The organism is Nonlabens sp. Ci31 (assembly GCF_012974865.1).
GTDB lineage: Bacteria > Bacteroidota > Bacteroidia > Flavobacteriales > Flavobacteriaceae > Nonlabens.
The window spans coordinates 497,340-520,877 of the sequence record NZ_CP043633.1; the positions used below are offsets into that span (position 1 = coordinate 497,340).

General features: G+C 34.3%; 21 protein-coding genes. 3 read left to right on the top strand and 18 right to left on the bottom strand.

Annotated features, from left to right (window positions below; translation table 11 throughout):
* From F0365_RS02280 to F0365_RS02320, 9 genes are read right to left on the bottom strand one after another with little or no spacing between them, the layout of a single operon-like run.
* Positions 1-2,151 (bottom strand): AAA family ATPase, encoded by a 2,151-nt coding sequence (locus F0365_RS02280; RefSeq protein ID WP_169932162.1) that lies wholly within the window; start codon positions 2,149-2,151, stop codon positions 1-3.
* A complete protein-coding gene (locus F0365_RS02285; protein ID WP_169932163.1) occupies positions 2,148-2,378 on the bottom strand; it encodes a hypothetical protein in 231 nt (76 codons plus the stop codon). Before F0365_RS02285 ends, F0365_RS02280 begins: the two co-directional genes overlap by 4 nt.
* A 9-nt stretch (positions 2,379-2,387) precedes the next feature.
* The gene (locus F0365_RS02290; RefSeq protein ID WP_169932164.1) at positions 2,388-4,592 is read right to left on the bottom strand and encodes a DEAD/DEAH box helicase family protein; all 2,205 of its coding nucleotides are present in this window, start codon (positions 4,590-4,592) and stop codon (positions 2,388-2,390) included.
* Positions 4,585-5,730: a cysteine desulfurase family protein gene (locus F0365_RS02295; RefSeq protein ID WP_169932165.1), complete on the bottom strand. Its 1,146-nt coding sequence runs from the start codon at positions 5,728-5,730 to the stop codon at positions 4,585-4,587. Before F0365_RS02295 ends, F0365_RS02290 begins: the two co-directional genes overlap by 8 nt.
* Before the next feature lie 7 nt (positions 5,731-5,737).
* On the bottom strand, positions 5,738-6,376 hold the full coding sequence (locus F0365_RS02300) for a hypothetical protein (protein ID WP_169932166.1): 639 nt from the start codon (positions 6,374-6,376) through the stop codon (positions 5,738-5,740).
* Entirely contained in the window at positions 6,357-6,764 is a 408-nt protein-coding gene (locus tag F0365_RS02305) for a nucleoside 2-deoxyribosyltransferase domain-containing protein (RefSeq protein ID WP_169932167.1), read from the bottom strand. The genes F0365_RS02300 and F0365_RS02305 overlap by 20 nt, the downstream gene beginning before the upstream one ends.
* 6 nt (positions 6,765-6,770) lie before the next feature.
* Positions 6,771-7,874 (bottom strand): phosphoadenosine phosphosulfate reductase family protein, encoded by a 1,104-nt coding sequence (locus tag F0365_RS02310; protein ID WP_169932168.1) that lies wholly within the window; start codon positions 7,872-7,874, stop codon positions 6,771-6,773.
* On the bottom strand, positions 7,871-11,092 hold the full coding sequence (locus F0365_RS02315) for a hypothetical protein (protein ID WP_169932169.1): 3,222 nt from the start codon (positions 11,090-11,092) through the stop codon (positions 7,871-7,873). Before F0365_RS02315 ends, F0365_RS02310 begins: the two co-directional genes overlap by 4 nt.
* Entirely contained in the window at positions 11,082-11,966 is an 885-nt protein-coding gene (locus F0365_RS02320; RefSeq protein WP_169932170.1) for a DUF4007 family protein, read from the bottom strand. The genes F0365_RS02315 and F0365_RS02320 overlap by 11 nt, the downstream gene beginning before the upstream one ends.
* A 343-nt stretch (positions 11,967-12,309) precedes the next feature.
* On the opposite strand from F0365_RS02320, the gene F0365_RS02325 reads away from it, so the two are divergent.
* On the top strand, positions 12,310-12,546 hold the full coding sequence (locus F0365_RS02325; RefSeq protein ID WP_169932171.1) for a hypothetical protein: 237 nt from the start codon (positions 12,310-12,312) through the stop codon (positions 12,544-12,546).
* A gap of 157 nt (positions 12,547-12,703) precedes the next feature.
* Here the strand turns inward: F0365_RS02325 and F0365_RS02330 are convergent, their stop codons facing one another.
* Together F0365_RS02330 and F0365_RS02335 are read right to left on the bottom strand one after the other, a co-directional pair.
* Positions 12,704-13,063, bottom strand: coding sequence for a Crp/Fnr family transcriptional regulator (locus tag F0365_RS02330; protein ID WP_169932172.1), 360 nt, complete (start codon positions 13,061-13,063; stop codon positions 12,704-12,706).
* Positions 13,064-13,251: 188 nt separating this feature from the next.
* Positions 13,252-17,379, bottom strand: coding sequence for a CheR family methyltransferase (locus F0365_RS02335; protein WP_169932173.1), 4,128 nt, complete (start codon positions 17,377-17,379; stop codon positions 13,252-13,254).
* Between the two features lie 420 nt (positions 17,380-17,799).
* Between F0365_RS02335 and F0365_RS02340 the strand changes: the two genes are divergently transcribed.
* The gene (locus tag F0365_RS02340) at positions 17,800-18,033 is read left to right on the top strand and encodes a hypothetical protein (RefSeq protein ID WP_169932174.1); all 234 of its coding nucleotides are present in this window, start codon (positions 17,800-17,802) and stop codon (positions 18,031-18,033) included.
* 15 nt (positions 18,034-18,048) lie between these two features.
* Complete coding sequence (locus F0365_RS02345; RefSeq protein ID WP_169932175.1) at positions 18,049-18,393, top strand: IS110 family transposase; 345 nt, start codon at positions 18,049-18,051, stop codon at positions 18,391-18,393.
* A gap of 73 nt (positions 18,394-18,466) precedes the next feature.
* Here F0365_RS02345 and F0365_RS02350 read toward each other — a convergent pair whose 3' ends face one another.
* The 7 genes from F0365_RS02350 to F0365_RS02380 form a co-directional block, all read right to left on the bottom strand.
* Complete coding sequence (locus F0365_RS02350; RefSeq protein ID WP_169932176.1) at positions 18,467-18,967, bottom strand: hypothetical protein; 501 nt, start codon at positions 18,965-18,967, stop codon at positions 18,467-18,469.
* A gap of 62 nt (positions 18,968-19,029) precedes the next feature.
* Positions 19,030-19,497: a hypothetical protein gene (locus F0365_RS02355; RefSeq protein WP_169932177.1), complete on the bottom strand. Its 468-nt coding sequence runs from the start codon at positions 19,495-19,497 to the stop codon at positions 19,030-19,032.
* Between the two features lie 26 nt (positions 19,498-19,523).
* Complete coding sequence (locus tag F0365_RS02360) at positions 19,524-20,420, bottom strand: hypothetical protein (protein WP_169932178.1); 897 nt, start codon at positions 20,418-20,420, stop codon at positions 19,524-19,526.
* Positions 20,421-20,501: 81 nt separating this feature from the next.
* Entirely contained in the window at positions 20,502-20,876 is a 375-nt protein-coding gene (locus F0365_RS02365; protein WP_169932179.1) for a hypothetical protein, read from the bottom strand.
* Positions 20,877-21,051: 175 nt separating this feature from the next.
* Positions 21,052-21,450, bottom strand: coding sequence for a hypothetical protein (locus F0365_RS02370; RefSeq protein WP_169932180.1), 399 nt, complete (start codon positions 21,448-21,450; stop codon positions 21,052-21,054).
* 86 nt (positions 21,451-21,536) lie between these two features.
* Positions 21,537-22,061, bottom strand: a complete 525-nt coding sequence (locus F0365_RS02375) for a hypothetical protein (protein WP_169932181.1) — start codon at positions 22,059-22,061, stop codon at positions 21,537-21,539.
* Between the two features lie 78 nt (positions 22,062-22,139).
* Positions 22,140-22,901 (bottom strand): LuxR C-terminal-related transcriptional regulator, encoded by a 762-nt coding sequence (locus F0365_RS02380; RefSeq protein WP_169932182.1) that lies wholly within the window; start codon positions 22,899-22,901, stop codon positions 22,140-22,142.
* Positions 22,902-23,538: the final 637 nt, after the last annotated feature.

Sequence of the window (23,538 nt, forward strand, 5' to 3'; positions counted from 1 at the left end):
TTATAATGTGATTACTTGTGAGTTAATGGTTTTCAAGTTGTTTGGATCAAAAGGTCTTTTTAACTTAACCCAAAAAGCTTTATTCCTTCTGACACTCTCAAATTCTTTTTTGATTGAAAGTGTTTTTGTTGCTTTATCTGTGTGAAGAAAATCTTTGATGAGCAGAATTTTTTGATTCTCTGTTTCGAAAATTAGATTTAAGAATTGGGCTGTTTTATTTTCTCCAAATGAAGATGTTGGAGCATCAAAAATCATAGGAAAGTTTTCCTCTTTTATCTCTGATGCCAATTCAGAAATTGCAAATAGAATTGATATATGCATTGAGGTTAACAATGATTGATTTGGTTTGTAGAAAGTCCTACCATCCTCTTGTAACATAACTTCAACTATTGTACGATTAACTTTATTTTTTTGTGTAAAAACGATTGTCCCAGTGAAAGCGTCAATGTTGATTGTTTTGAAAAAGCTGTTTGACTTTTTTTGTAATTTATCAATGAATTCATCAAACTTTTTCTTTTTGGTGTCTATAAAGATGGTTTCAATATCACGAAAAATATTTCTTGTCTTAATCTCGAATGAATTAGCAGAATTTGTGTCAATTTTATCCTTATCCTCTTTCCTTTCTCGTAAATCATTTTCAATAAGTTTTAATTTCATCGCATAATCAACTTGGTCTTGATTTCGATTTTTTAGATCTCTTTGCCAAGCATTGTAATTTTTTAGTACATCAATCAATTTTTCTTCTGCAATGCTTGATTTGCCCACAATTTGTTCTCTTTCTATTTTTTCATTTGTTAGTTGTTCGTTAAGTTCTGCAAGATCACTTTTACGTGCTTCATTATATTCAAAAAGATTCTTGATTTTAGTTCTTATTAGTCTTAGATTTTTCAAGTTATCTTCATGGCTTATACTCAAATTATCAAGTCTATTTGTATAATTAAACTTGAAAAGTGGTTCAGCATTATCAGGTTCATTATCTACTATTACTTGACTTTCTAAATACGATTTAAGTCTTTTCATCATAAACTCATATTCTTCAGAGCCTTTTTTTGCTTCACGATTACAAACTTTGCAGATTTCATCATTGAGCATTTCTTCCATATGAGATTTTGAAGGCACACCTATAGGAAGCGGAACTGCATTGTTTAACAATTCAGCTTTTGCCTTTTTTTCACCTTCCTTTACTCCTTTTTGTTTGTCAAAGTTAGATTGAAGTTCTCTTCGGGTTTTGCTGTGAGCAGATACTTTATCTGCAAACTCTTTTTGGAATAATTCAAAATTTACTAAAATCCAATTTTCATCAAATAGGAAAGTAGTGTAGTTCTCATCAATGTTAACATTTAGGTCTGAAATCTTTTCTTCGATTCCTCTAATCCGTTTGTTGAGGATATCTAAAGCATCTGCGTTACTAACATTCTTTTCGGCATCCTGTAAATGTTCTTCAATTTTTCTGATTTCGTCAATTGTAGAATTATGATGGACTTCATATTTATCTTTTTCTCTTTGTAAACGACTTATTTCACTTTCTATCCTATTGTAATCTGCTAAATTCTTTTTATTTCGCTTAGAAGAATCCTCTACCGCCTTTTCAGATTTTTCTCTAAGAAAGCTACCTTTTTCTGAGTATTTATCGTAACGTATAACAACTGGAAAATTACTTACTAAAGTTGCTAATGCATCCTCATTTTCAAAAATACTGAGTTCGGCTTCACCCTTGAACATTGAATATCTGAGAATTTCTGATGGGAATATTCGTTTTAAAAGATCCGTACCATCAACTTGCGTTCTTTCACCTGAACTATTTTCAGATATGCCTTCAATCATAAAACTTGAAGTCGAACACTCATTAGCTTTTTCTTTCTTCGCAAGAAAAGATTTTGTGATAATACTTTTCTCACCATACTGTTCAACGGTCATTGAAACCCTTACACGAAAACTATCTCCTATTTCTGTTTCATTTAATTTTTTAGCTGAAACTAGCATCTCTAATTCTCGATTCTCTCCATTGAAAAGCCAATCAACTGCTTCAAAGAACTTAGTTTTGCCTTCACCGTTTTCACCAAGGATAATGTTTAAACCTTCCGATAATTCAAAAGTGTTGGTATCGAAATAACAGAGGTAGTTATCTATTTGTATTTTTTTGATTATCATAATGCCTCATTTAAAAATTGGGTAACTTGGTTTCGCAATACTGAGTCAGTAACAGGTGAAGTGCCGTCCAATCCTTCTATTATCAAAGCAATTGCCTTAACTATTGGTTTGTCAGAATTAAGAGCTTCTCTAACTGTGGAAGGCAGTTCTTCTCTTTTCAACTCATACTTGCTTTCAAGTAGCCTGTGGGTTAAAAAACTTTTGAGTATATCGTCTTTTCTTGCCATAAGAATGATTTATATGTCGTTAAGGTTTAGACCGTAGTAGTCCAAAATATTTTTAAGCGTTTCGTAAGTATCTGTTTTGTTCATTGCCAAATTTGCAAAGTCAACCACTCGTTCAAGCTCTTTCTTTACTAAACCCTTTTCCATTTCAAAGGTGCTTTCGTCTGCTATTTCTGGAACTACTACTAAATCGTGAATGGTTGCGTGGATTTTATCTTTATGCAAACGCAAAACTCTTCCTCTTCTTTGGATAAATTGTCTTGGATTTCCGGTACTGGCACAAAAAATTGCAAGTTCGGAGCGTGGCACATCTACGCCCTCATCCAAACATTTCATAGAGGTCAATACGTGAATTTTACTTTCTTCAAAGTTTTTCAAGATTTCTTCACGGTTGGTAGAATTTGAAGTGAACTGTTTCACCATCACAGTATCATCTGTATGGCTCACCGCTTTTGTATATTCGTTAATCAATCTGTTTTCATCATCTGTTTCAATACTAAAATCTATTTCATCATAATTTGATTCCATTCCCTCAGGAACATATATCAAAGTGTATTTCAGGTTCTTTCTTTTATCAAATTCAATTTTTAGAATATCCTTAAAAGCATCTAATTTATTAGCTGCTTTGTGAATGATTCTTTTTCTTTCAAGCAGTTTCATTTCGATTTGTGGTGAACTTTTGAAATCCCCACTTACACTATCAAACATTCCCATTTTTAACAGCTGGAGAGATATGTTTCTATATTGCTCCATCTCTTGATCTGTAAGCCTTACTATATGTGGATGATAGGTGTATTTACACAACCATCCAATATTCAATGCTTCTTCCATTGAATAAGAAACGATGTAAGGTGGTTCATCATTAAAAAACTCTTGAATTGCTTGATTGCCTAATTCATCAAATTTTCTATGCGGTGTTGCGGATAACCCTATTCGCTTTTCCAGATGTATGTTTGGTAGCAATTTTAAAAGTCCTTGTGAACCCAAATTGTGTGTTTCATCTGCAATTAAAATGGTGTCTTTTGGAAGTTGAGTGAAGTAACTTTGAAACTTTGGCCTTGGTAATGAAGCATAAGTAACGATGACAATATACGAATTGTCAATCAGTTTTGAAGCAGTATTAAAAAACGCAAGATTCTTATCCCAGATCTCTTTTGAACTGACAGTAATGACGTTCTTAAAATTAAACTTGGCACATTCTTTTTTCCATTGTTCCACCAACGCAGTCGTTGGAACCGTTATAATTGCTCTGTAAATTCCCGTTTTTTTGTATTCATTCAGCAAGCAATTGAGCGAAGTAATCGTTTTGCCAGTTCCAGTTGCCATTGCAAACATTCCTTTATAATCATTTGCAACCCAACTGTTGTAAGCATTAACCTGATATTCTCTGGGGCCTTCTGAGTAAGGAAATTTTGGTGTTGTTCTTATTGTCTCAATTTCACTGAAAAGCTTTGTGATTGTTCGTTTAAGCTTGGGATTTGAAATCAAACTCTGTTTCTTCCTTAGGAGCTGTTCTTCCTGAACAAGCAATTCATTAATGTCCTTCTTGCCAAATCTATCTTTCAAAACAACTTCGATATCACTTACTGGAATATACTCAACATCTTCATCTTTTTCAGTGAAATAGTCGTCTATGAGTTTTAATTGCCTTTTGATTAGCTTATTAGACCGTCCATTTTCCCAACTAAGAAAAGCTTCTAATTCTTCGATGTTTTCAGATAGACCATAATAAGTAAAATTGCAAGAAGCCTTGTAGCCAACAAAATTTTCTCCATCACCAAAAACACCTGATTTATAATGTGCAATTCCCTTTCCGTTCTTTGGTTTAATTACTTTAATCTCAATTCGTTTTTGTGAAATTAAATACGCTAAACACTCAAAAAAATGAGTGTTATACTCATCAAGATTTCTTTGCAGATCGGAAGCATCAGTAAGATCAAAAACACGTATTTCATTCGGGTTCTCTTCAACACGCCATAACGTTTCTTTATCTTTTGATGAAAGTAAATGGTTGATTACCATTTTCATTTTACCGCCCTTGCTTATAAAAGTGGCAAAGCCAACAGAAAGCAAATTGATAGCCGAAGAACTGAAATAACCCAACAACAAACTAAACTCAGTACTATTGGCTAATCCATCCAAATAGAATTGCATAGGTTCGTTTTCTGAACCTGTTTTGTAATCTCTATCCAATGACCAATCGCAATCTTTAAGCATATTTAAAATTTGGTTGAGTGAGTTCTTTTATTTTGTTGACCACGATTTCAATGTCTTCAAGTGTATTATACTTCCCTAATGAAAAACGCAATGAAGAAAACGCATCATCATCACTGAAACCCATAGCCTTTAAAACGTGAGAAGGTTCAACAACTGCCGATGAACAAGCTGAACCATTGGAAGCTGCAATATTTTTCATTCTCCCAATTAAAACATTGGCATCCTGACCTTTAAAACAAATGTTTGCGGTGTTATAAATTCTTTTTGCTGAATCGCAATTTAGTGAAGTATTCGGCAACTTTAATAATTCGTTCTCTAATTCATTTCTTAAATCAGAAATGGTTTTTTGATTTTGTTCCATTTCTTGACTGGCAATTTCACAAGCTTTGGCAAGAGCGATTATTCCAGGCACATTAAGCGTTCCACTTCTCACTCCTTGTTCATGTCCACCACCGTGCGTTTGTGGTGTTAGCTTTATTTTATTCCTAACATACAAAGCGCCAATTCCTTTCGGAGCATACATTTTATGACCGGTAAAACAGAGCAAGTCAATTCCAAGTTCACTGACATTAATTCCAATTTTGCCAACCGCTTGTGTTGCATCTGTCATGAACAAAGCACCTTTTTCATGCGCAATCGATGAAATTTCTTTGATAGGTTGAATGACTCCCGTTTCGTTATTGACATACATCGCGGAAACAAGAATTGTATCTAGTCTAATGGCTTGTTCTAATTCCGTCAAATCAATTAATCCGTTTTTTTGAACAGGCAAATAAGTAACTTCAAAACCTTTTCTTTCTAAATCTTTGCAAGTGTCTAAAACCGCTTTGTGTTCGGTTGAAACGGTGATGATGTGTTTTCCTTTGCTAAAATAGCTTTCAGCAACACCTTTTATAGCAATATTGATGGCTTCTGTTGCTCCACTTGTAAAAATCAGTTCTTTACTTTCTGCATTGATAAAATCTGCTATTTGTTTGCGCGCTTGGTTTACGCTTTCGTTTATTGTTTGACCAAAATAGTGGGTACTACTTGAATTGGCAAAGTTGTCCTTTAAAAAAGGCAACATTGCTTCAAGCACCCTTGGTTCGATTGGAGTGGTGGAGTTGTTGTCGAGATATGTAAATTCTTTAAAAATCATAATGTCGTTATCCTTCCCTTTTGTTTAGGTTTTCTAATTCCCTTTCAAGCTGACTTTTTCTCTCTTCTAGTTTACTAATTAGTTCTTTTGGGTATGTTAAATCTTTGAACTCACCTGTATTGTCTTTCAAATCACCTTTATAAGCCAATCTGATTAGTAAGAAATGCGTAGTAGCTCTTGGTATAATTTCTTGCCTGAGTTCGACATCATCAATTAAGCCCGATTTTTCTTGAATTAATCTCTCAGAATCTGCGCCCAATTTGATTATTTGCTCTAATAATATTTTATCATTGCCTGCAAATTGATTATTGGTTAAGAGATGTAATAGAGTAGAAAAATTTTCATCCTTAGCTCGATATTTTGCACTAAACTTTTTGTAAAGTTTTGAGCTTTTTATTCTTTGTTGAATAAGTGGGCCGTAAAACTCATTTAACTTTCGCTGAATAATTTGTCGTGCTTCAAAATCTTTTTGAGCATTTAATGCTATTAAATTTTGAGATGTTTGCGATTTAAGAGTTTTATTTGTCACCCATAAAGTTGCCAAAACAGCAATTATTGAGACCAATGTTGGGCCTAAATCTTGTATAAACTTCCATATATCTAACGAAGATTCAATATCATTAATATTATAGTGTAGAAATACCATTTCTAAGATTTTTTAAGAAGTTTATACCAGCTGAAAAATTATCAAAAACAATTGAAGATGATTCTCGAACTATTTTAAATTTTTGCTCAAACTTATTATCAAAGGAAGATTTTTCATCAACTAAAATTATTCGTTTGCCCATTGCTGCTGCATAACCAATTTCTAATGTTAGACCAAATCCTGATGGGTTATCCTTTTCCATATAGGCAAAAACGACATCGCAATTTTTGACATAGAATAAATCCCACATAGTATATTCATTTGACTTTGATAACAAATGCTCGCGCGGGTTGAAATAAACATAACCATCTTTGCCAACTAGGTTTATAACTTCTTGTTGCCAGTTTGATTCATTCATTCCACCTGATAAAAATACTTTAATGTTCATATTCTACTATATAAAACAAGCTGCACAACCTTCACCCTCGGCATCATCTAAGATGTCCACTAGGTAAGGTGATTTTGCTTTTGATTTCCGTTCCATTCTTTTAATATACTCTTCTTTTATTTTTTCGATTCTTTCAGGTTTAATTATATCCGCTAAGCTCTCTCCTTGTGCCCAAGTATATCCATCTTTCTCATATTCCATTGCTTTTAGATACAAATCTTTATGTTGCTCATAAAGCCAAACCCATTCAATTTTTTGCTGGAAAAAGCAGAAGAAACAGCCTGAACGACTTCTTGCGTATTCTCCTTTTTTACCATTGATTTCAAATTCAATTTTTTTGTAGTAGGCAGGAACGCCTACACCGCTTTCTTCTAAAATTTTGAAAATGTCGTCTCTCACTAATACTTCATCATTTTCCAAAAGCGGAAAAGTAGCTTCTGTTGCTAAAGGGTAATCAGTCGTTTTCAAGAAATCAAAAACTAAATGATTAAATGCTTTCACATTAGTATCAAGCAAAATATTCAGTTTTTGGTCAAGCGTAAAACTCGTATCCACTTTTCGAATAATGGTTTGGAATGCTTTATCTTGGTTTTTGCCAAAGTCTATATTTTTCGCTATTCCCAAAAGTTGCTCCATATTTTGGTTGGACAGCAATTTTGTTACAACATCTAGACTCCAAATATTCTTGCGAAAGGGAAATATAGATTGAATATTCTTCTTGGTAGAAATATATCCTTCTCTTTCTTCGTCACCTCTAATTCCCACATAAGAAATTACTGGGTCAGTACCAACATAGTTTTCAAATGGGTCTAATTTTAGTTTTTTCGTACACCAACGAGCATTAGAGGAAGGTAAAAAACCACCATACATTTTTAAAAAATGGTCAAAAGGGTCTTCTGAGCTTTTTTCAGCACCTTGCAAAAGCTCAATCTTGATTCCAAGATAAACCTCAAGATTTTTTATCAATTGATAGGTTTCTTCTAATTCCTTACCTGTGTCGCAGGTATAGAATTCTAAATCAATGGAAGGATATTTAGTTTTGACATAAATTGCCAGGGCTGCACTGTCTTTCCCTCCCGATATACCTAATACGTGTCTTACTTTGCTCATTGTAACAATTCTTTAAGTAGGTTCAATACTGCGGCAATATTTGAAGTATTGTCTTTGCCCAATTTATTTTTCAATTCGTTTTTTAGCTGTTCAATTTCTTTGCTCTTATTCTTTGGTATTCTCACCACTTTCGGGTCAATTTTACTGAAGAAAGAATCAATTTTAACTCCAATCACTTCTTCTTTGCTTTCGTCAATATCAGTTTTAGAGATTTTTGTCAAGCTATCTAACTCCAAAATCATTGACTTGAACCTCTCATAAAGCAAAATTTCATCGCCATCAGAAAAAGTTTCGAGAGTTTTTCCAGTTACTGCTTGTACTATAGAGTTCAACCAAGCTTTTCGATCATCTAAAGGCGAATCTAATCTTTGCACAAAAGTCTTTTGGTTACTCAAAAGCATATGCTTTTTCAATTTTGAGAAACGCTTTTGAAGATACTCTTTGTATTCTTCAAAGTCAGAAGACTGACCAACGAATTCATTACAGATAAAATCTTCAAAACGCTTCACCAATTCATCATAAGCGGTTCGTAGTTCTCTTACTGAATCCTGTAGGCTAGTTGTAAAGTTTTGAAGTTTAGATTTATCTTGTTGCAAAACTGAAAGCGTTAAACCTAGGGCACTTGGGAAAGCTTCAAAAAAAGTTTCCTCTGGGTCTTTACTTGTAGCTATGGCTTTTCGAATTCTAATTGCAGATGGAGATAATCTTTCCGTGTTTTTGCTATACTCTGGCAATTGTTTGTAGAAAACTATAAACGGCTTAATGGTCTCAATAAATGAGTTGTTATCAAACTTTTCCTCAGTTGCTATATTTAGAAAAATTCTATAGCTATTGAAAATATCTAACTTTACACCTTCTATATTAAAGGTTTTAATAGAATACTTATCAGGATATTTAGCAATCAACTCCAAATTCTCTTCTGATTGGTTTGGGATATAAACTTCATCATTAAAAATTGCAAAGTCGTCACGTTTCAAAAACAAGAAAGTGGGAATCCAAAAATCAATTAATCCCTGTTTTAGTTTGAAAGGTCTCTTGTTCAATAATTCGCTCAACTCAGAAATTTTAAGTTGATCAGATTTGGCACTGTCTAAAAAGTCTTCTGAGGCTTTCCATAGTTTATAGAATGTAGAAGTCCTATCGATAGAAATTACATCCGTAGTATTTTCTCTAATGGGTGAAATACCGTTTTCTTTTAAAAGAGATAGATAAATTGTTTTTTCAGGTGGAAATTTGGCATCTTCAAAACCTAAATTTTCTTTGTCCCAATCATTCGCTAATGCTGAAAAATATCTTTTTTTAGCTGTATGAATGGAAGATGAAATCTTATGTTTGTTAACTAATTCGTTCTTAAAAACAGGTGTTGCATCATAAACAAGACTACAAACTTGAGAAAGTAGTTTGTTGAAATCCTTTTTATCAGCTATCTCCTTTTCTTCTCCGTTAAAAAACCACTTCACGTCTTTGCTGCCTGAGTATATGCTGTCTGTTATATAATGGTTTAATAAACGAATTTGTGATTCAATAATATTTTCGAGTTCTCTTTTTGCAACTTTATCGTCTTTATTTTCTTCAAGTACTTTTTGAATTTTTTCAATCTCAAACAACAAGTTTTTTATCTCCGCTGAATTTTTAAAGAAACAATATAAGATCGCTTCTTCTTGTTGCTTGGATTTGTTTTGAATATCACTTTCTTTCAACTTGCTATTAAAAACAAGATTTACATAGCCGTCAATTTCTCCCTTAGGAGTTTTATTAAATTCTGGATAATCTGAAATTACGAACTCAAAATATCTTGGTGTTCCTGTGTTAAAAGAATATTGCTTAGCAAAAACAGGGTTGAATTGGATGTGCTTATTCAGAAGCGTAGTTATATCAACAACTTCCGAAATTTTATTTCCCGCCTCAATCAATGCGGTTTGTATATCCAGATCTGTTCCTTCAAATAGAATGAATCGTTTAGAGTGCGATCGATAACGAATGATATTCTTTGCTTCTAGATTTTTAATTAAATCTTTGGAATCCGATACACCACAAGCAGTTTTTAAATAATCAATTAAGAAATTCAAATCTAAGATTGCACCACTCGCAGAGAAGATATTTAAAAGTCCAATTGTTTTTACTACTTTGATATAATCGTTGATGTTTGAATCAAATGCTCTTTCGACCTCTTCAATAGAAGAACGAATAGAACTCCAAGGCGAAAAGTCAGGATTGTACCTTGAGGTTAAAAACGAGTAGAAATTGAAGTTCAGGTAATCATAAACATTTGATAAATTGTAAAATGGGTTTTCCTGCTTACTGAACTTCGTCAAACCTGTATGGTCAGATGATTCAAGAAAGGAAAACAATGAACGTTCATTTTGCCCATATCTCTGTAACGAAAGAGTAAGGATATTAGCAGAAAGAATATCTAATGGATATAATTTCGATGCAATTTCTTTTAGGAAATCTTTATTAAAGCTGAAGGCTTTTGTTTCTGTAGTGAGCTTCAAGCATTTTTCAATTTCTGATTTTGAAATTTTGGTTTCGAAATTAACATCAACGTATTCCGACGCCAAAAACAAAAGCTGTTCTACAGGCTCATTGAAAGTAATCTCTCTGAAACGCCCTTTTACTTTTGTCCATTCTTGTTGTTGAGTTTTACTTAGAGAATAAGCATAAGACTCTAAACTTTGGTGGACTGTGGTAATTAGGACAATATTGTGCTTTGGGTTATTACAGAATTCTGCAAGTTGTTGTACAAAGTATAATTCTTTCTCAGGGTTGTGTTTACTCGCATACTCTAAAAACTTACCAAACTCATCAATTAGAATAAATAAAACCTTGTTCTCTTTTCCAACGGAATGGTATCGGTTAAATATCTCTGAAAGGATATTTTCTTGTTTATTCTTGTTGGTTTGAACCTCAAAAGCATCTGCAAATTGTTCAACAATTGAAGAGTAAGAGCCAATGATTTTAACAAAATCAAACTTTGGATTGGCAAGGAAATTAGGATCAAAGTAACGTTTCGTTCCTTTGACACTCTGCTCAAATGCTAAAAGAAATGAAGATTTACCTGTTCCATAAGTTCCGACTACATTAAAAGAACGAATCCCTTTTTTAAAGTCATTAACTATTTGGCTAACAACTTGTTTCGCATTTGGTGTTGGGATGTAATTGAAATCCCTATCAGTATCCCTGATGATATTAACCGATGTTGTGAAATTATTTGCCATAATATCTGTCTAATACTGTGAATGCTTCTACTTTATTCTTGAATTGCAATTCCTTGATTCCTGCTTGGTCAGTAAAAGTTATTTCCCCGAACTCGTCAGTTATATCAGAAATCTTATTCATCAATCCCAAACGATTCAATGCGAAAATTGAACCTGGGCTGTTGATGTTGAACTCCAACGAATTTAAGCCAATGGAATTGCCGTAATTTGCGTTATCTAGAATAGTATATAATACGACAAATTCAGAAAGATTATCTCTTTCATTGTTTTCGATGTAGAATTGCTCGTCCTTTCCGTTTCCTGCAGTGTTTAGAAGTTCTATCTCAGAAAGTATACCTGAAAAACTATCTTCTATATTCTTGCTGTCAGATTCATTTTTATATAAGTTGGTAAAAACATTAAAGTCTTTAGCAACTGTGTTTTCATTAAAATTGAAATTATTATCACTTTCACCAATTCTTTTTAAATAATTCACATATGTTTCTTTATTAAAAAAAAGTTTTTCTTTTCTGAATTCATTGAAAATGATGCTGTATATTGAAGCAAATCCAGTTTTCACAAGTTGATAATGCAAAAGCCATAAGCTAGCTTCATCTTCTAAAAAAGGGTCATAACCAGTATCATCGTCAAATAATCGTTTTCCGAATTCAGTTGGAAAATCCTTGTTATCAACAATGTTAAAAGCTTTCAACCAAAACCGAATTGATGAAACCATATTTTTTCCAACCCCAAGCTGCACAACTGCATCTTCATCATTGAAATTTCTATTCTCTATAACATAATCGTAGCCTTTTTTTAGCCAAAGCTGTCGACACTGAAAAGAGTCGTGTCCAGAGAAAGTAAATTTTCTTATTTCAGTATTTTCTGTTATCATGTTTTCTTATGAAAATCGATTATATGATCTACAAAGTAACCAATTTATTGCCTTTTATCGAATGAAAAACGTCTTTACTTATTAACCTCTTATTCAAGTGCGTTGGCAATTTGGCTCTTTGACTTTTGCCCTGTCGCTTGGGTAGTGTATTGGAAAGCAAAAAGCAGTGTGCCAAATTAGCGGTAGGAGTGATTAAAAACATAAAAAACAGGTCTTTTTACCTAGGGTGGTTTATGGCGATCTTATTTTTTCTAAGGCGCGGTGGAATATAGAAACCGAAATCTTCTAATGCCTATTTAAAAGTCATGAAATACTGATAGAAATAGGAATCTGGCAAGGCTCTTTGCAGCTTCCCGATCAGGTAGAACTTATAGAAGAAGATAACAAGTTATTGATCCATTTAAAAAACACAACCTGCGTGGCCATGCTATTAGAAACTATTAAGAATACAACGCATTTTCAGTTAGAACAGTTTCTTTTTGGGCAACAAGGAGTGGTACATGATCCAGAAGGAAATACCCATTGCAATCAGATGGTGGTATCTTTTTATAATAAAGAGAAGCTAGATGAGTTAAACTAATTCTATTGCTGATATCTTTGTTTTGGTGCATAAAATTAAGGTACCTTTCTTTGGCACTTTCAAATAAGAGGCTTTCGACTCTGTCTGTTTCCCTTGTTAAAACGTTTTCAGCTACCAACCTTCCAAACATTTCATTGTCTTTATACTTTTGGTAAGCTTACTGCAATTTCTCATAGGGTATTTTCACAATGATTGTTGGTTCGAGACATTGTATATGGTATTTGGAAGGTTTTTGTCTTAAAAAAGAAGGATAGTCGGTAGCAAAACCATTTTCACTTATGAAGCCTGTATTTATTTCACTTCCCTTTTCGTTGACGTAATACTTTCTCAAAAGCCCTTGACATACGAAACCGACTTCTTTTTGTATTTCGCCACTGTTATATAAAAATTCCTTCTTGTTGTACTCTTTTAGAGTCAAAAAAGAACGGCTAAATTTTTTTAATTCTATATTTGAAGTAGGAATCTTATTTAGAAATAAATTAAAATAGAATTCTTTTTTGTTGTCTTTTTCCGTCATTTTAATTTTAGTCTGATTTTTTTAGCATGTTGCCAACGTTTTGCAGCTAAAAGAAGTTGGCGATTACGAAGCACTAAACTGTCTGCCACCACAAAACTTGATACGAAGTACAAAGTTTCATTTAACCACTGAACCGCCAATTTCTTTTAGGTACTAGCCTTCTGTCCTCACAAATAGTTGTCCTATGTCTACAGTTTCACCAATTCCAAAATTTTGCTGTACAATATATTTTCATCAAGAGGCTTAGAAGTATAATCGTTCATCCCTACTGCCTTGCATTTTTCTAAATCAACGGTTGTTACATCGGCTGTTAATGCAATAATTGGAATTTGTAAATTCATTTTATGGCGGATGTGTTCAGTGGCTTCAAATCCGTTCATTACCGGCATTTGTAGGTCCATTAAAATAATGTCGTAGGAATTGGTTTGAAGTTTTTCAATAGCTATTTGTCCGTTGTCGGCAATGTCGTAATCAAATTTAAAGTCATCCAATACAATTTTCATTAATAATTGATTGAGCTTAACGTCTTCTACCACCAATACCTTTAATGGTTTAATTTCAGTTTCATATTGTCCTGTTTCATTTTCTAAAACTATGGAAGCAGTTGTTTTTTCAAAACTTAAAATAAAACTAAAAGTTGACCCTTCATCAACTTTGCTTTTTACAGAAATAGTTCCGCCCTGTTTTTCTACCAATTGTTTTACAATGGCAAGTCCCAAGCCAGTGCCTCCATATAAACTTGATGTGTTGTTTTGAGCTTGTTCAAAATTTTCAAAAATGGTTGCCATTTCATTTTGTGCAATCCCAATTCCAGTATCGGTTACTTTAATTTCGATGCTTACTTTTTCTGCATCTTCGCTAAGGAGATTAACAACACTAACCGTAATTTTACCTTTTACTGTAAACTTTATAGCGTTGCTTAAAAGGTTAATAAGAATTTGATGCAAACGTATTGCATCGCCCAGCACTATTTCGGGAATGCTGTGATCATATTCTTTTACTAATTCTAAATTGCTTTCCTGAATTTTTATTTCGAACAAATTAAGAATGGTGGCTATTGAGTCTGCTATTTTAAAAGGGGCATTTGCAAAAATCATTTTACCTTCATATACTTTGGCCAAATCAAGTATGTCGTTAATAAGCACTATTAAAGTATCCCCGCTTGATTTTACGGCTCCTACATATTCCTTTTGTTTTTCTGTCAAATCTGTTTTAGCCAACACTTTTGTAAAACCAATAATTGCATTCATTGGAGTACGAATTTCATGGCTCATGTTTGATAAAAATTGCTGTTTCGCTATTACCGCATTTTCTGCTATCTCTTGTGCATTTTCAGCTTTGCTTTTTGCTTCTTCCAATAATTTTTCAATCAATTTTTGCCCCGTAATATCCATCATGATGCTTAGGTGGAAATCTGCCTTAATACGAATTGCTTGGTATTGAACAAATTTACGTTCACCGTTTTTTGCTGTAAAGTCAAATTCACCTCTTTCTTCACCTTTGATCATATATTGCTCAAAACGCTCAGTTGCTCCATGTTTTTCAGTCGTATTTAAATCGCCTACATTCATTTTCAATAATTCTTTAACCGAATAGCCCAAAAGTTCACTTGCTGCTTTGTTAGCAGATAAATAATTTCCTTGGTCATTGGCCACCAATATTGCCGCAAGGCTATTGTCAAAAATAGATTTAAACAATTCTTCGCTTTCGCGAATTTTTTCTTCTGCTTCTTTATGTTGGGTAATTTCAAGGTTAATTCCTGTAAGGGTAATAGCTTCACCAAATTCATCATATTGATACTGCCCAGTCGATTTCATCCACACAATAGCGCCATCATTGGCACGTCTTATACGATATTCTGCATCATAAATACTGTGATTAATTCTTGATTCTTCTATTTTTTGAAAGACCAATTCTTTATCTTCATTTAAAACTAATTTTGCCCAATCTTTAAAAATTAGGTTATCTAGATTTTCATCATAACCCCACATTTTTTTTAACAGCCCATTCCATTCTAATTTTTCTGTTTTAACGTCTAATGACCAAATACCTACTTTAGCAGAATCAGTGGCTAATTTTAATTGACTTGCCAATTTTATTTGTTCCTTCTCGCTTTCTTCAATTCGGCTGTGGGCTTCCAACTGCAATGCGTGCGCTACATTGATTTGTTCCTGCTTATCAAGCAACTCTTGATTTACAATAATGAGTTCCTCGTTGGTTGATTGCAGTTCTTCTTTTGAGGTTTCTAATTCTTCATTCAAACTTTGCATTTCCTCATTGCTGCTTTGCAATTCTTCATTGGCGCTTTGCAGTTCCTCGTTCGTGGCTTCCATGTCTTCGGTTAAGTAGCGCATGTCATCGCGGTTTTGCGAAAGCTCTTTTTCCAATTGTTGGTTTTTTCCCGAAAGTTTTCGAGATGTTTCAGCCATTTTTCCTGAAAAAGATTGTTTTTGTTCTTCCGCAATAGGAGTTGCTTTTTGCTCAAAGCGAATTAAGCAATGCGGTTCAACGGTATCGGTAATAGGAATAATTTCTATTGTAACTAAAAATTGTTTTTCGTTGACCTTGGCAGGAATATTTTCTTTAATGACGGCTATTTGTTCCTTTTTTGCTCTATGAATGGCGTTGCGTAATTCAAATGCTAATCCTTCACGTGCCATTTTTATAAGGTTATGCGTGGGCTTGCCTTGCGGGGCTTGTAGAAAAGGTGTAATGTCTCCATGAATATGAACGATGTCCATATCTTCATTCACAACTACACTTGCAGGAGATTTTAAAATCATTATCTCCTCTGCGCTTTTTCTAAAATCAGACTCTACTACCACCGAATTATGGGTAACATTTGCCTTAAACGAGTAAGCTTTTAAATCCCCTTTTTCCGAGGCTACGTGCATAAACCGACCTGGAACGGGCTTTCTCGAATATATTTTTTCGGGCTTATTAACTTGTGTAAACAAATCGGACGTTGCGCCTGTAGTTTCGGATTTTCCAAGAAGCAGAAAACCGTTTTCTTTAAGCGCGTAATGAAATGTAGTGAATGCCTTCTTTTGCAAAAAAGAATCCATGTAAATAAGCACATTACGGCAACTAATCAAATCCATTTTTGCAAATGGCGGGTCTTTCAAAAAATTGTGTGGAGCAAACACGCACATGTCGCGTATAAGTTTATTCACTTCGTAGCCATTGTTATTCTTTATAAAATAATTCTTGATTTGAGTTTCAGAAAGTTTTTCTACATCGGCTTTGGTGTAAAAGGCTGTACGCGCTTTTTTAATTACTTTATCAGAAATATCGGAAGCAAAGATTTGAATTTTAGGATAAGCCGATTTCTCTCCCAAAAATTCGTGCAAACAAATGGCAATAGAATAGGCCTCTTCTCCTGTAGAACAGCCCGCAATCCAAATGCGAATGGGTTTGTCTGCCGCTTTATTTTTTAGAATAGCAGGAAAAACTGTTTCGGTTAATGCGAGAAATGTTTTCGGGTCGCGGAAAAAAGAAGTAACCGGAATGAGCACATCCTGAAAAAGTGCATCTTGTTCGGCCTTGTTGGTTCGTAAAAATTTCAGGTAGTCGGCCAGGTCTTTCTTTTTTACAATGGCAATTCTCCGTGCTATACGCCTGTGAAAAGTGGGCTGCTTGTAATAAGTAAAATCAACTCCGCTTCGCTGACGAAGCAGCAAAAGAATTTGTTTAAAAATACCTTCATCGTCTTTTGGCATTTCTTCATGTTCTTTGAAAAAATGACTCGTTTTGTAAGTACTTCTGATTTCCAAAAGCTGTAACGGAATTTTTTCAGGTGCTAAAATAAAATCTACTACGCCTGCATTTACTGCACTTTGCGGCATACTGTCGTAAGTTGCCGACTCTGAATCCTGCACCATGCTAATGCCTCCGTGTCCTTTAATGGCTTTCAGTCCTAATGTGCCATCGCTGCCTGTGCCAGATAGCACGACACCTACTGCAAACTCTTTATGCACTTCGGCAAGAGAAGTAAAAAAAATATCAATGGACAGGTTGAGCGCATTCTTCTCTCGTTCGATAAGTTTGAGCACACCATCGGTTGAGAAAAGCATTTTACTGGAGGGAATTACATAAATATGGTCAGGAGCAAGGTGTATATCATCCGTAATTTCGAGTACAGGAATTGTTGTTACCCGTTGTAAAATTTCTGGCAAAACACTTTCGTGAGTAGGGTCGAGATGCTGAACCAGCACATACGCCATCCCTGAAACTTCGGGTATTGCTGCGAGCAACCGCTTAAAAGCATCCAATCCTCCAGCAGATGCGCCAATACCTACAATAGGGAAGTTCTGCACGGTGGCAGGAGGTTCTGGTTTATTTTTATTTTTTTTTTGAAGTAGCCATTTTGATTTTTTTATATACTGTCTGTCATCTGTTATATTTGTATCTTCCCTATTGGGTCAATATTACGAATTTTGATGTTAGCAATGTGAGTCATTTTAGGGTTGCACATTTTCCTTGTATAAGAATCCTAGGGCGGAAAATAGGCCACTACTTTTCGGATAAGCACAAGCCGTAAGCCCCACGCGGATTTCTTATTATCTTTTTTCTCAATAAGCCATACTTCGACCAAAGCTCAGCACAAGCTTTAAAAATTTGGTGCCCTTGCAAAAGTTCCTTTACCAGTGGGTTAAGCCACAATTGCCCTATTATTTTTAGTATCCATGTAAAAGCAGCCTGTCGAGTATCTTTAAGATTCACAAAAACTAAAAGATATGAACACTCCACAAACTGCGACACCTAAGTTATTCATTGGTATTGATATACACAAGCGAAGCTGGAAAATACACCGTGCCACAGATCTCTCAGGTGGAAAGACATTCTCCGTGCCACCATTGCCCAAACAGCTGCAAGGGTACGTTGACAAGTATTATTCTGACTACGAAGTAACAACAGCTTACGAAGCTGGTTGTTGTGGTTATGTCACTCACCGTTGTTTTAAATCTTAAGGTTGGAGCTCTTTAGTGGTCAATCCAACCGATATCTTCAGAAAAGGTAAAGAACGCCATACAAAGACCGATCGCATCGATGCACAGCTCATCGCAAAGGAGCTGAAAGATGGTTGTTTAGACAGTATTCACGTTACAGATAAGAGGAGAGAAGAGCTGCGCAGTCTTTTTAGAAGAAGAAATGATCTGGTAAAGAACTACCGCAATTGGTTAGACGATCTGGATTTTGAATTTCAAGACGCTCGCCTGACAATGGAAAGTAAACTACGGCAGTTTAGATTTATAGATCAGGAAATACGAGAAGTATACAGTACCATTACAATAATCCGCCAAATGCTTCAACGCAAAAGCAATATTTGAAATTAAAATGATTAGTTTTATTTTCATATTCTTAATTTTGATGGGCTTTTATCAGCATTAAAATACTCCATTTTTAATCCTCTAGATTTTCTTCCCAAGTTTCAAGAACTGCTAAAACCTCCTCTTTATCTTCTGGCAAAAAATTACATTTAAAGGAATCGACCACTTCATTTGTAATACCTAATTCTTCATCATCCAATTGGTACGCTATACTATTAAAAAAACAGAATTCGACAACGAAATAATCTTTATATTCCTTGTAACTATATCTATAAAATTCACTCCAGTCCATCCCTGAATAGGTTTCTTGCAAATTCATACTGCTAGAATTTAAGGTAACAATGAAGGTGTTGCCGGTGAGTTTTTGAGAAACTCTTGTGGGTTTTGTATAACTATCATCCCTTTTAATTTTATCTAAAAATTTTTGAATAGGAGGAATACTGTTTGCTTCATTTACTGCAAAACTAGTGCTTGCTATCGATGCTAAGATTAATAGGCAAATTGTGACTGTTTTTCTTATAGGTTTAGTGTTTATGTATTCTATATTAATATCAGGTCCTACTGTTGGCTCCATCTTTGACTGCTTTTTTGAGTAACATATGTGGTACCACAATGGCGTTAAAGCTTTTTACCTGTCTATTTAGTTTTATAAAGCATAATTTTAAGAGGTTCCAGCTCTGGGTATACGTTATAAGTTATTATTAAACGCCAATTTTGATTTGTGCTTTCCCACAAATCCTGCCTTTTAATTCCTGAATCACCTTTAGTCTTTAAATAAAAGTCATTTTCTTTCAGCCAACGTATTAATTGGTTGTATTCAGTTTCAGATATTCCTTCAAACCCAGCACCTCGTGAAATATTATTAAAATATAAAATATCTATTTCGGCATCGTAATTTTTATCTGTAAAATATTGATGGTAATACCCTTCGTCATCAGTATCGTCTTCGTCATACTTATATTTCTTACTTTTTAAATTATTCTTTACTTCTTTCGCCTTATATCCTATAAGCTCTTTGAGCTTATTTATTGTTGCAGGTCTATCCTGTGCAACGGCTATATTGGATGAAATAATGAAAATACAGATTGCGATTATTTTTTTCATAGGTTTAGTGTTTATGTATTAAATATTTATTTTAGGCTTCTGCTTTTTCCCCAATATTTGACCGCTTTTAAGAAGGCTTCTTCATCCTTTTTATAAATAAAGCATGAAAATGTTTCTAGGTTGCCTGTCGCAAATTGTTCTCCGTTTTTAAATGAAGTATAGGTTATATCACTAGAAAAATGAAAAACACATTCCGTATATTTTTTCTCATTTTTTACAGAATGCATTGTAACACGAGAAAATTTATTCCAGTCGATATTTGAATAAACAGATTTATATATGTTTTTAGAAGAAATAGTTATTGAATTTTTTGTGTGTGTATTGACTGAAAGACGCTGACTTATCATCTTATCAACAGAAGAGTTCTCCTCAAATATTTTACCTTCAATTTTATCCAAGTATTTTTGAACAGACGGAAAAGGTTCAGCACTTACGTGTGTTATTTTAGAATCATCCAAAATATCTATTTGAAGTAATGTAAAGAAAACGCCACCGCTTATCGTCGTGAACTTATATCGGGAATTGGCCTTTCCCCAAGTACGAGCTTCTTCCTTTTTACCATTCATTTTTACCTTTTCTTTGGCGATGATGGTATAAGCATTTTCCTCTAATTCAGTATAAAATAACGGTAAACTCATAATAAAAATAAGACTCCCCACTTTAGAGAGCTTTTTGTTTATATAAATCATTTTGATCTTATGATCACTTTTATTGGAAAATGTAAGTACTTCCTTTGCACCCTCAGCAGTTTCTTCCTGTAGAGCATATTCTAGAGATGTCATGAATTCTTTTATATCATCATACGTGGTATTCTCTATTAAGTATTTCCAGTGATCGGGATCAGCGCTATCAAAATCCTGTGAATTTGATAGCAGTGATGATAAGAAGATGGTAACAACCCATACTATTTTTATTGTTTTCATAAGCCAGTTTTATTATTAGTGTAGACATTTAAAATTATAATTCACGGCGCATCCGTTATGAGAAAATAACGGCCGATCATGCTATCTTTTCAAAATATTTTTTAATTCTATCAACGATCTATAGACTTTATCGCCATTTTCTGTAAAAAAGGTTATGTTTATTCTTGGTTCTGCCTGATAAATTTTAACTCTCAAATTATTGATGGTTGTTTGGGAATCCTTTATTAAAATTGTTTTTGTGCATCCCTTATCGCTTCCTATAATGGAAATTTCACCGTTTTCTAAAACACTTATTTTTTCTATGTTATAGCATGGTGGGTCATACATTCCTCCAAGGAACTGTTTGCCGATCAATTCTTCTTGTAAGGCGTTTGTTATTTTTAAAAATTCTTTATTTTGTGCATGAAGTGCACCTGTTGTTGCCATAATAAAGCAAAGGGCGAGTAGATTTTTCATGATTAGATCGGATTTATTTTTTTATTTGGACATGTTAGCTCCTTTTCTAGAGGCTTTTTTTCATCCTTATGGATTGGTATTGAAATTTCACTTTATAATATTCATTGGGAATTTTATGACAGTTTTCATTATTGATGCTACGGCATTCCCGCACTTTTGCCTGACCAGGTAAATACTATTTTGGGTTGGGGGGCATATTCACTAGCATTTTTTCTATACGATTCTTTAATTGTTCCTTATAACTTTCGATTGTCATCCCTTTTACAATGCCATGCACTGTTGGTTGACAATCAAAACCTGATTGTTTTTTCTTATATTCATAAACGGTCACACATTCTTTTGCTGAGATAAATTCAGTGCTTGGGTTGCTTGTTTTATGTTCTTGGACAAATTCATTCCTTTTTAAGGCATATTCTTGACGGTCGTTTACTTCTTCACTTATCCATGCACGAGGACTGCACATAAAACTTTTTTCCATATTGTACCGACTAATAAGTAGAAAAGGTTTTTCTTGCTGAGCAGGAATATTCAGGAAAAATAGAAGTGCAGCAGCGGTGAGTAATAGTTGTGTCATTTAGTCTCTATTAAAATGTTTCATGTTACTTGTGAAAATGATGTTAATTGATTGATCTATCTTTATAATAAATTTGTTTGTATGAACTAATCAGCCTTGGTTTTATAATAATAAATAACCTTCAAATCCACATCTTTCAATACGAGTTCTGAAGCATTTATTTTTAATATTTTATAAGTGTATTTGTCTGCCGTTTCCCATTCCATAAACAGTTTTTTTCCATCCAACAAATATTCCCCAGAAGTAGGTCGTTCCAATAATTTTGAACGGTTATAAAAAGCACGATTGACCTGAAAATCAATGGTGCTTTGGTACAATAGGTGAGCTAATTCTCCGGCTTTTGCATTGATAAGATCCAATTCCTCCACAACCAGTTGTTGCTTGTTATTTAAAGTGTTGTACAACGCCGCTTTAAAGAGGTCGACTAGGTTTTCTTGAGTAGAAGTAGGGTTGATTTTTAATTTTTTGTATGCAACTTTTTCCAGCGTCCATAACCCAACAAGCGATTCGTTTTGTTGGGCAACCGCAAAGGAGGTGCTCAAGAAGCACAACACACCCAGAACAAGTGGCAGCTGGAGCTGTAATGATCTGAGGATGATCCATATGGTCATTTGGCGGTAGGTTTTGTTAGCACCAAATAACATATTTATTTCAACTCATACAATACCTACAATTGCGTATATTTTCATTTAAATGAGCCCCTGTAGCATGCTCTTATTTACCAGCTCAATGGAGTTTTTACAACCAGATTTTGAATAGATATTATTGCGGTGCTTTTTAACCGTACCAGCGCTAATATTTAGTCGAATCGCAATTTCTTTATTGGAATTACCTTCTGATATACCACGTATAATTTCTACTTCACGTTTGGTAAACAACGTGAACTGATCATTCTCCGCAGTGATCTCTATATTGATGTAGGAGGTCTCATTTTTGAGGCTCAATAGCGAAAAGGTGTTGTTATGCCTTGTGGCGATGTGATTGATATTCGTATGAATATTGAGAGATTTGCCAAACCTGCCCTGCCCATCAACCGTTAGCACGATCGCTTGATGATTAAGCAGCTCATAGGCTCCGTTTTTCATTTTACTCCTAAATGAATAATTTGATTTATAATTGAGCACATCATTTCCACCTAATTTGTTGTATACCAGATCGATGTTTGCCGCTTCTGCCTTAGATACAAAATCCATATCATCTGGATGAATGGAACCTAAAATATCATCAAAAGTCACTGTTTCAGGATCAAATCCATGGATGTCATAAATGGAGGGACTGACATTTGTTAAAGACATATCAAAAAAGTCGATAATGTAATAGTAGAAAGGCCCCACACTGATAATCGAACTAACCAGAGCTTCAAAATCCAATAGAGGTAGTTGCGTATTTTGATGGGCTTTTTTTTGCCCTTCTTCCCAAATTACTTTTAACTTATTAATTTCTGTGCTCATAAATCAAATTTATAACCCGCCTACTGGCACTTCTAAAGTTACTACAAATTAAGCTTCATTTAACATTTTATTTTGAATGTTATGGTTCCTTGAATTAGCTCGTCATCCGTCCTGCTCGCCATGAGTTTATGAAATGTGTTGAGCCATAGATTTTAACTTGATTTGTTTACCAGGAGTTTAGGTGGGCCTTCTATTTGAATTTTGTATTACTAGTACCAGCGGATACTTTAACGCGCCCATTTTTTCGATTGTCCTATGAACAAACCTAGAGAGTTGCTCTACCTGAACATGTGTTTGAGAATCTTAGAAGACTTTCTAATGAGATGTTAATGGTTGATGATGAGGTAATACCCGCTTTCGCGAAAGCGGAAAAAACACCATACCAGTAAGTCATAGAAGCTAGGTGCTTATACCAGTACCGCGCATCATTTATCAACTGCAATGAAGGGGTGGTCACTCTAGCAAATCACGTATCGATCCATCGATGGATCCAGCGGAGAACCGCCATGGTAACGCTGAAATTTAGGAAAACATGAAGCGAGAGCCGCAGACGATGGCTCTGGGAAATGTGGTATAAGAAATCGAGCAAAAAAGGAGCTTATTGCAAGTGAGCTCCATGGAATGGGAACCATAAAAC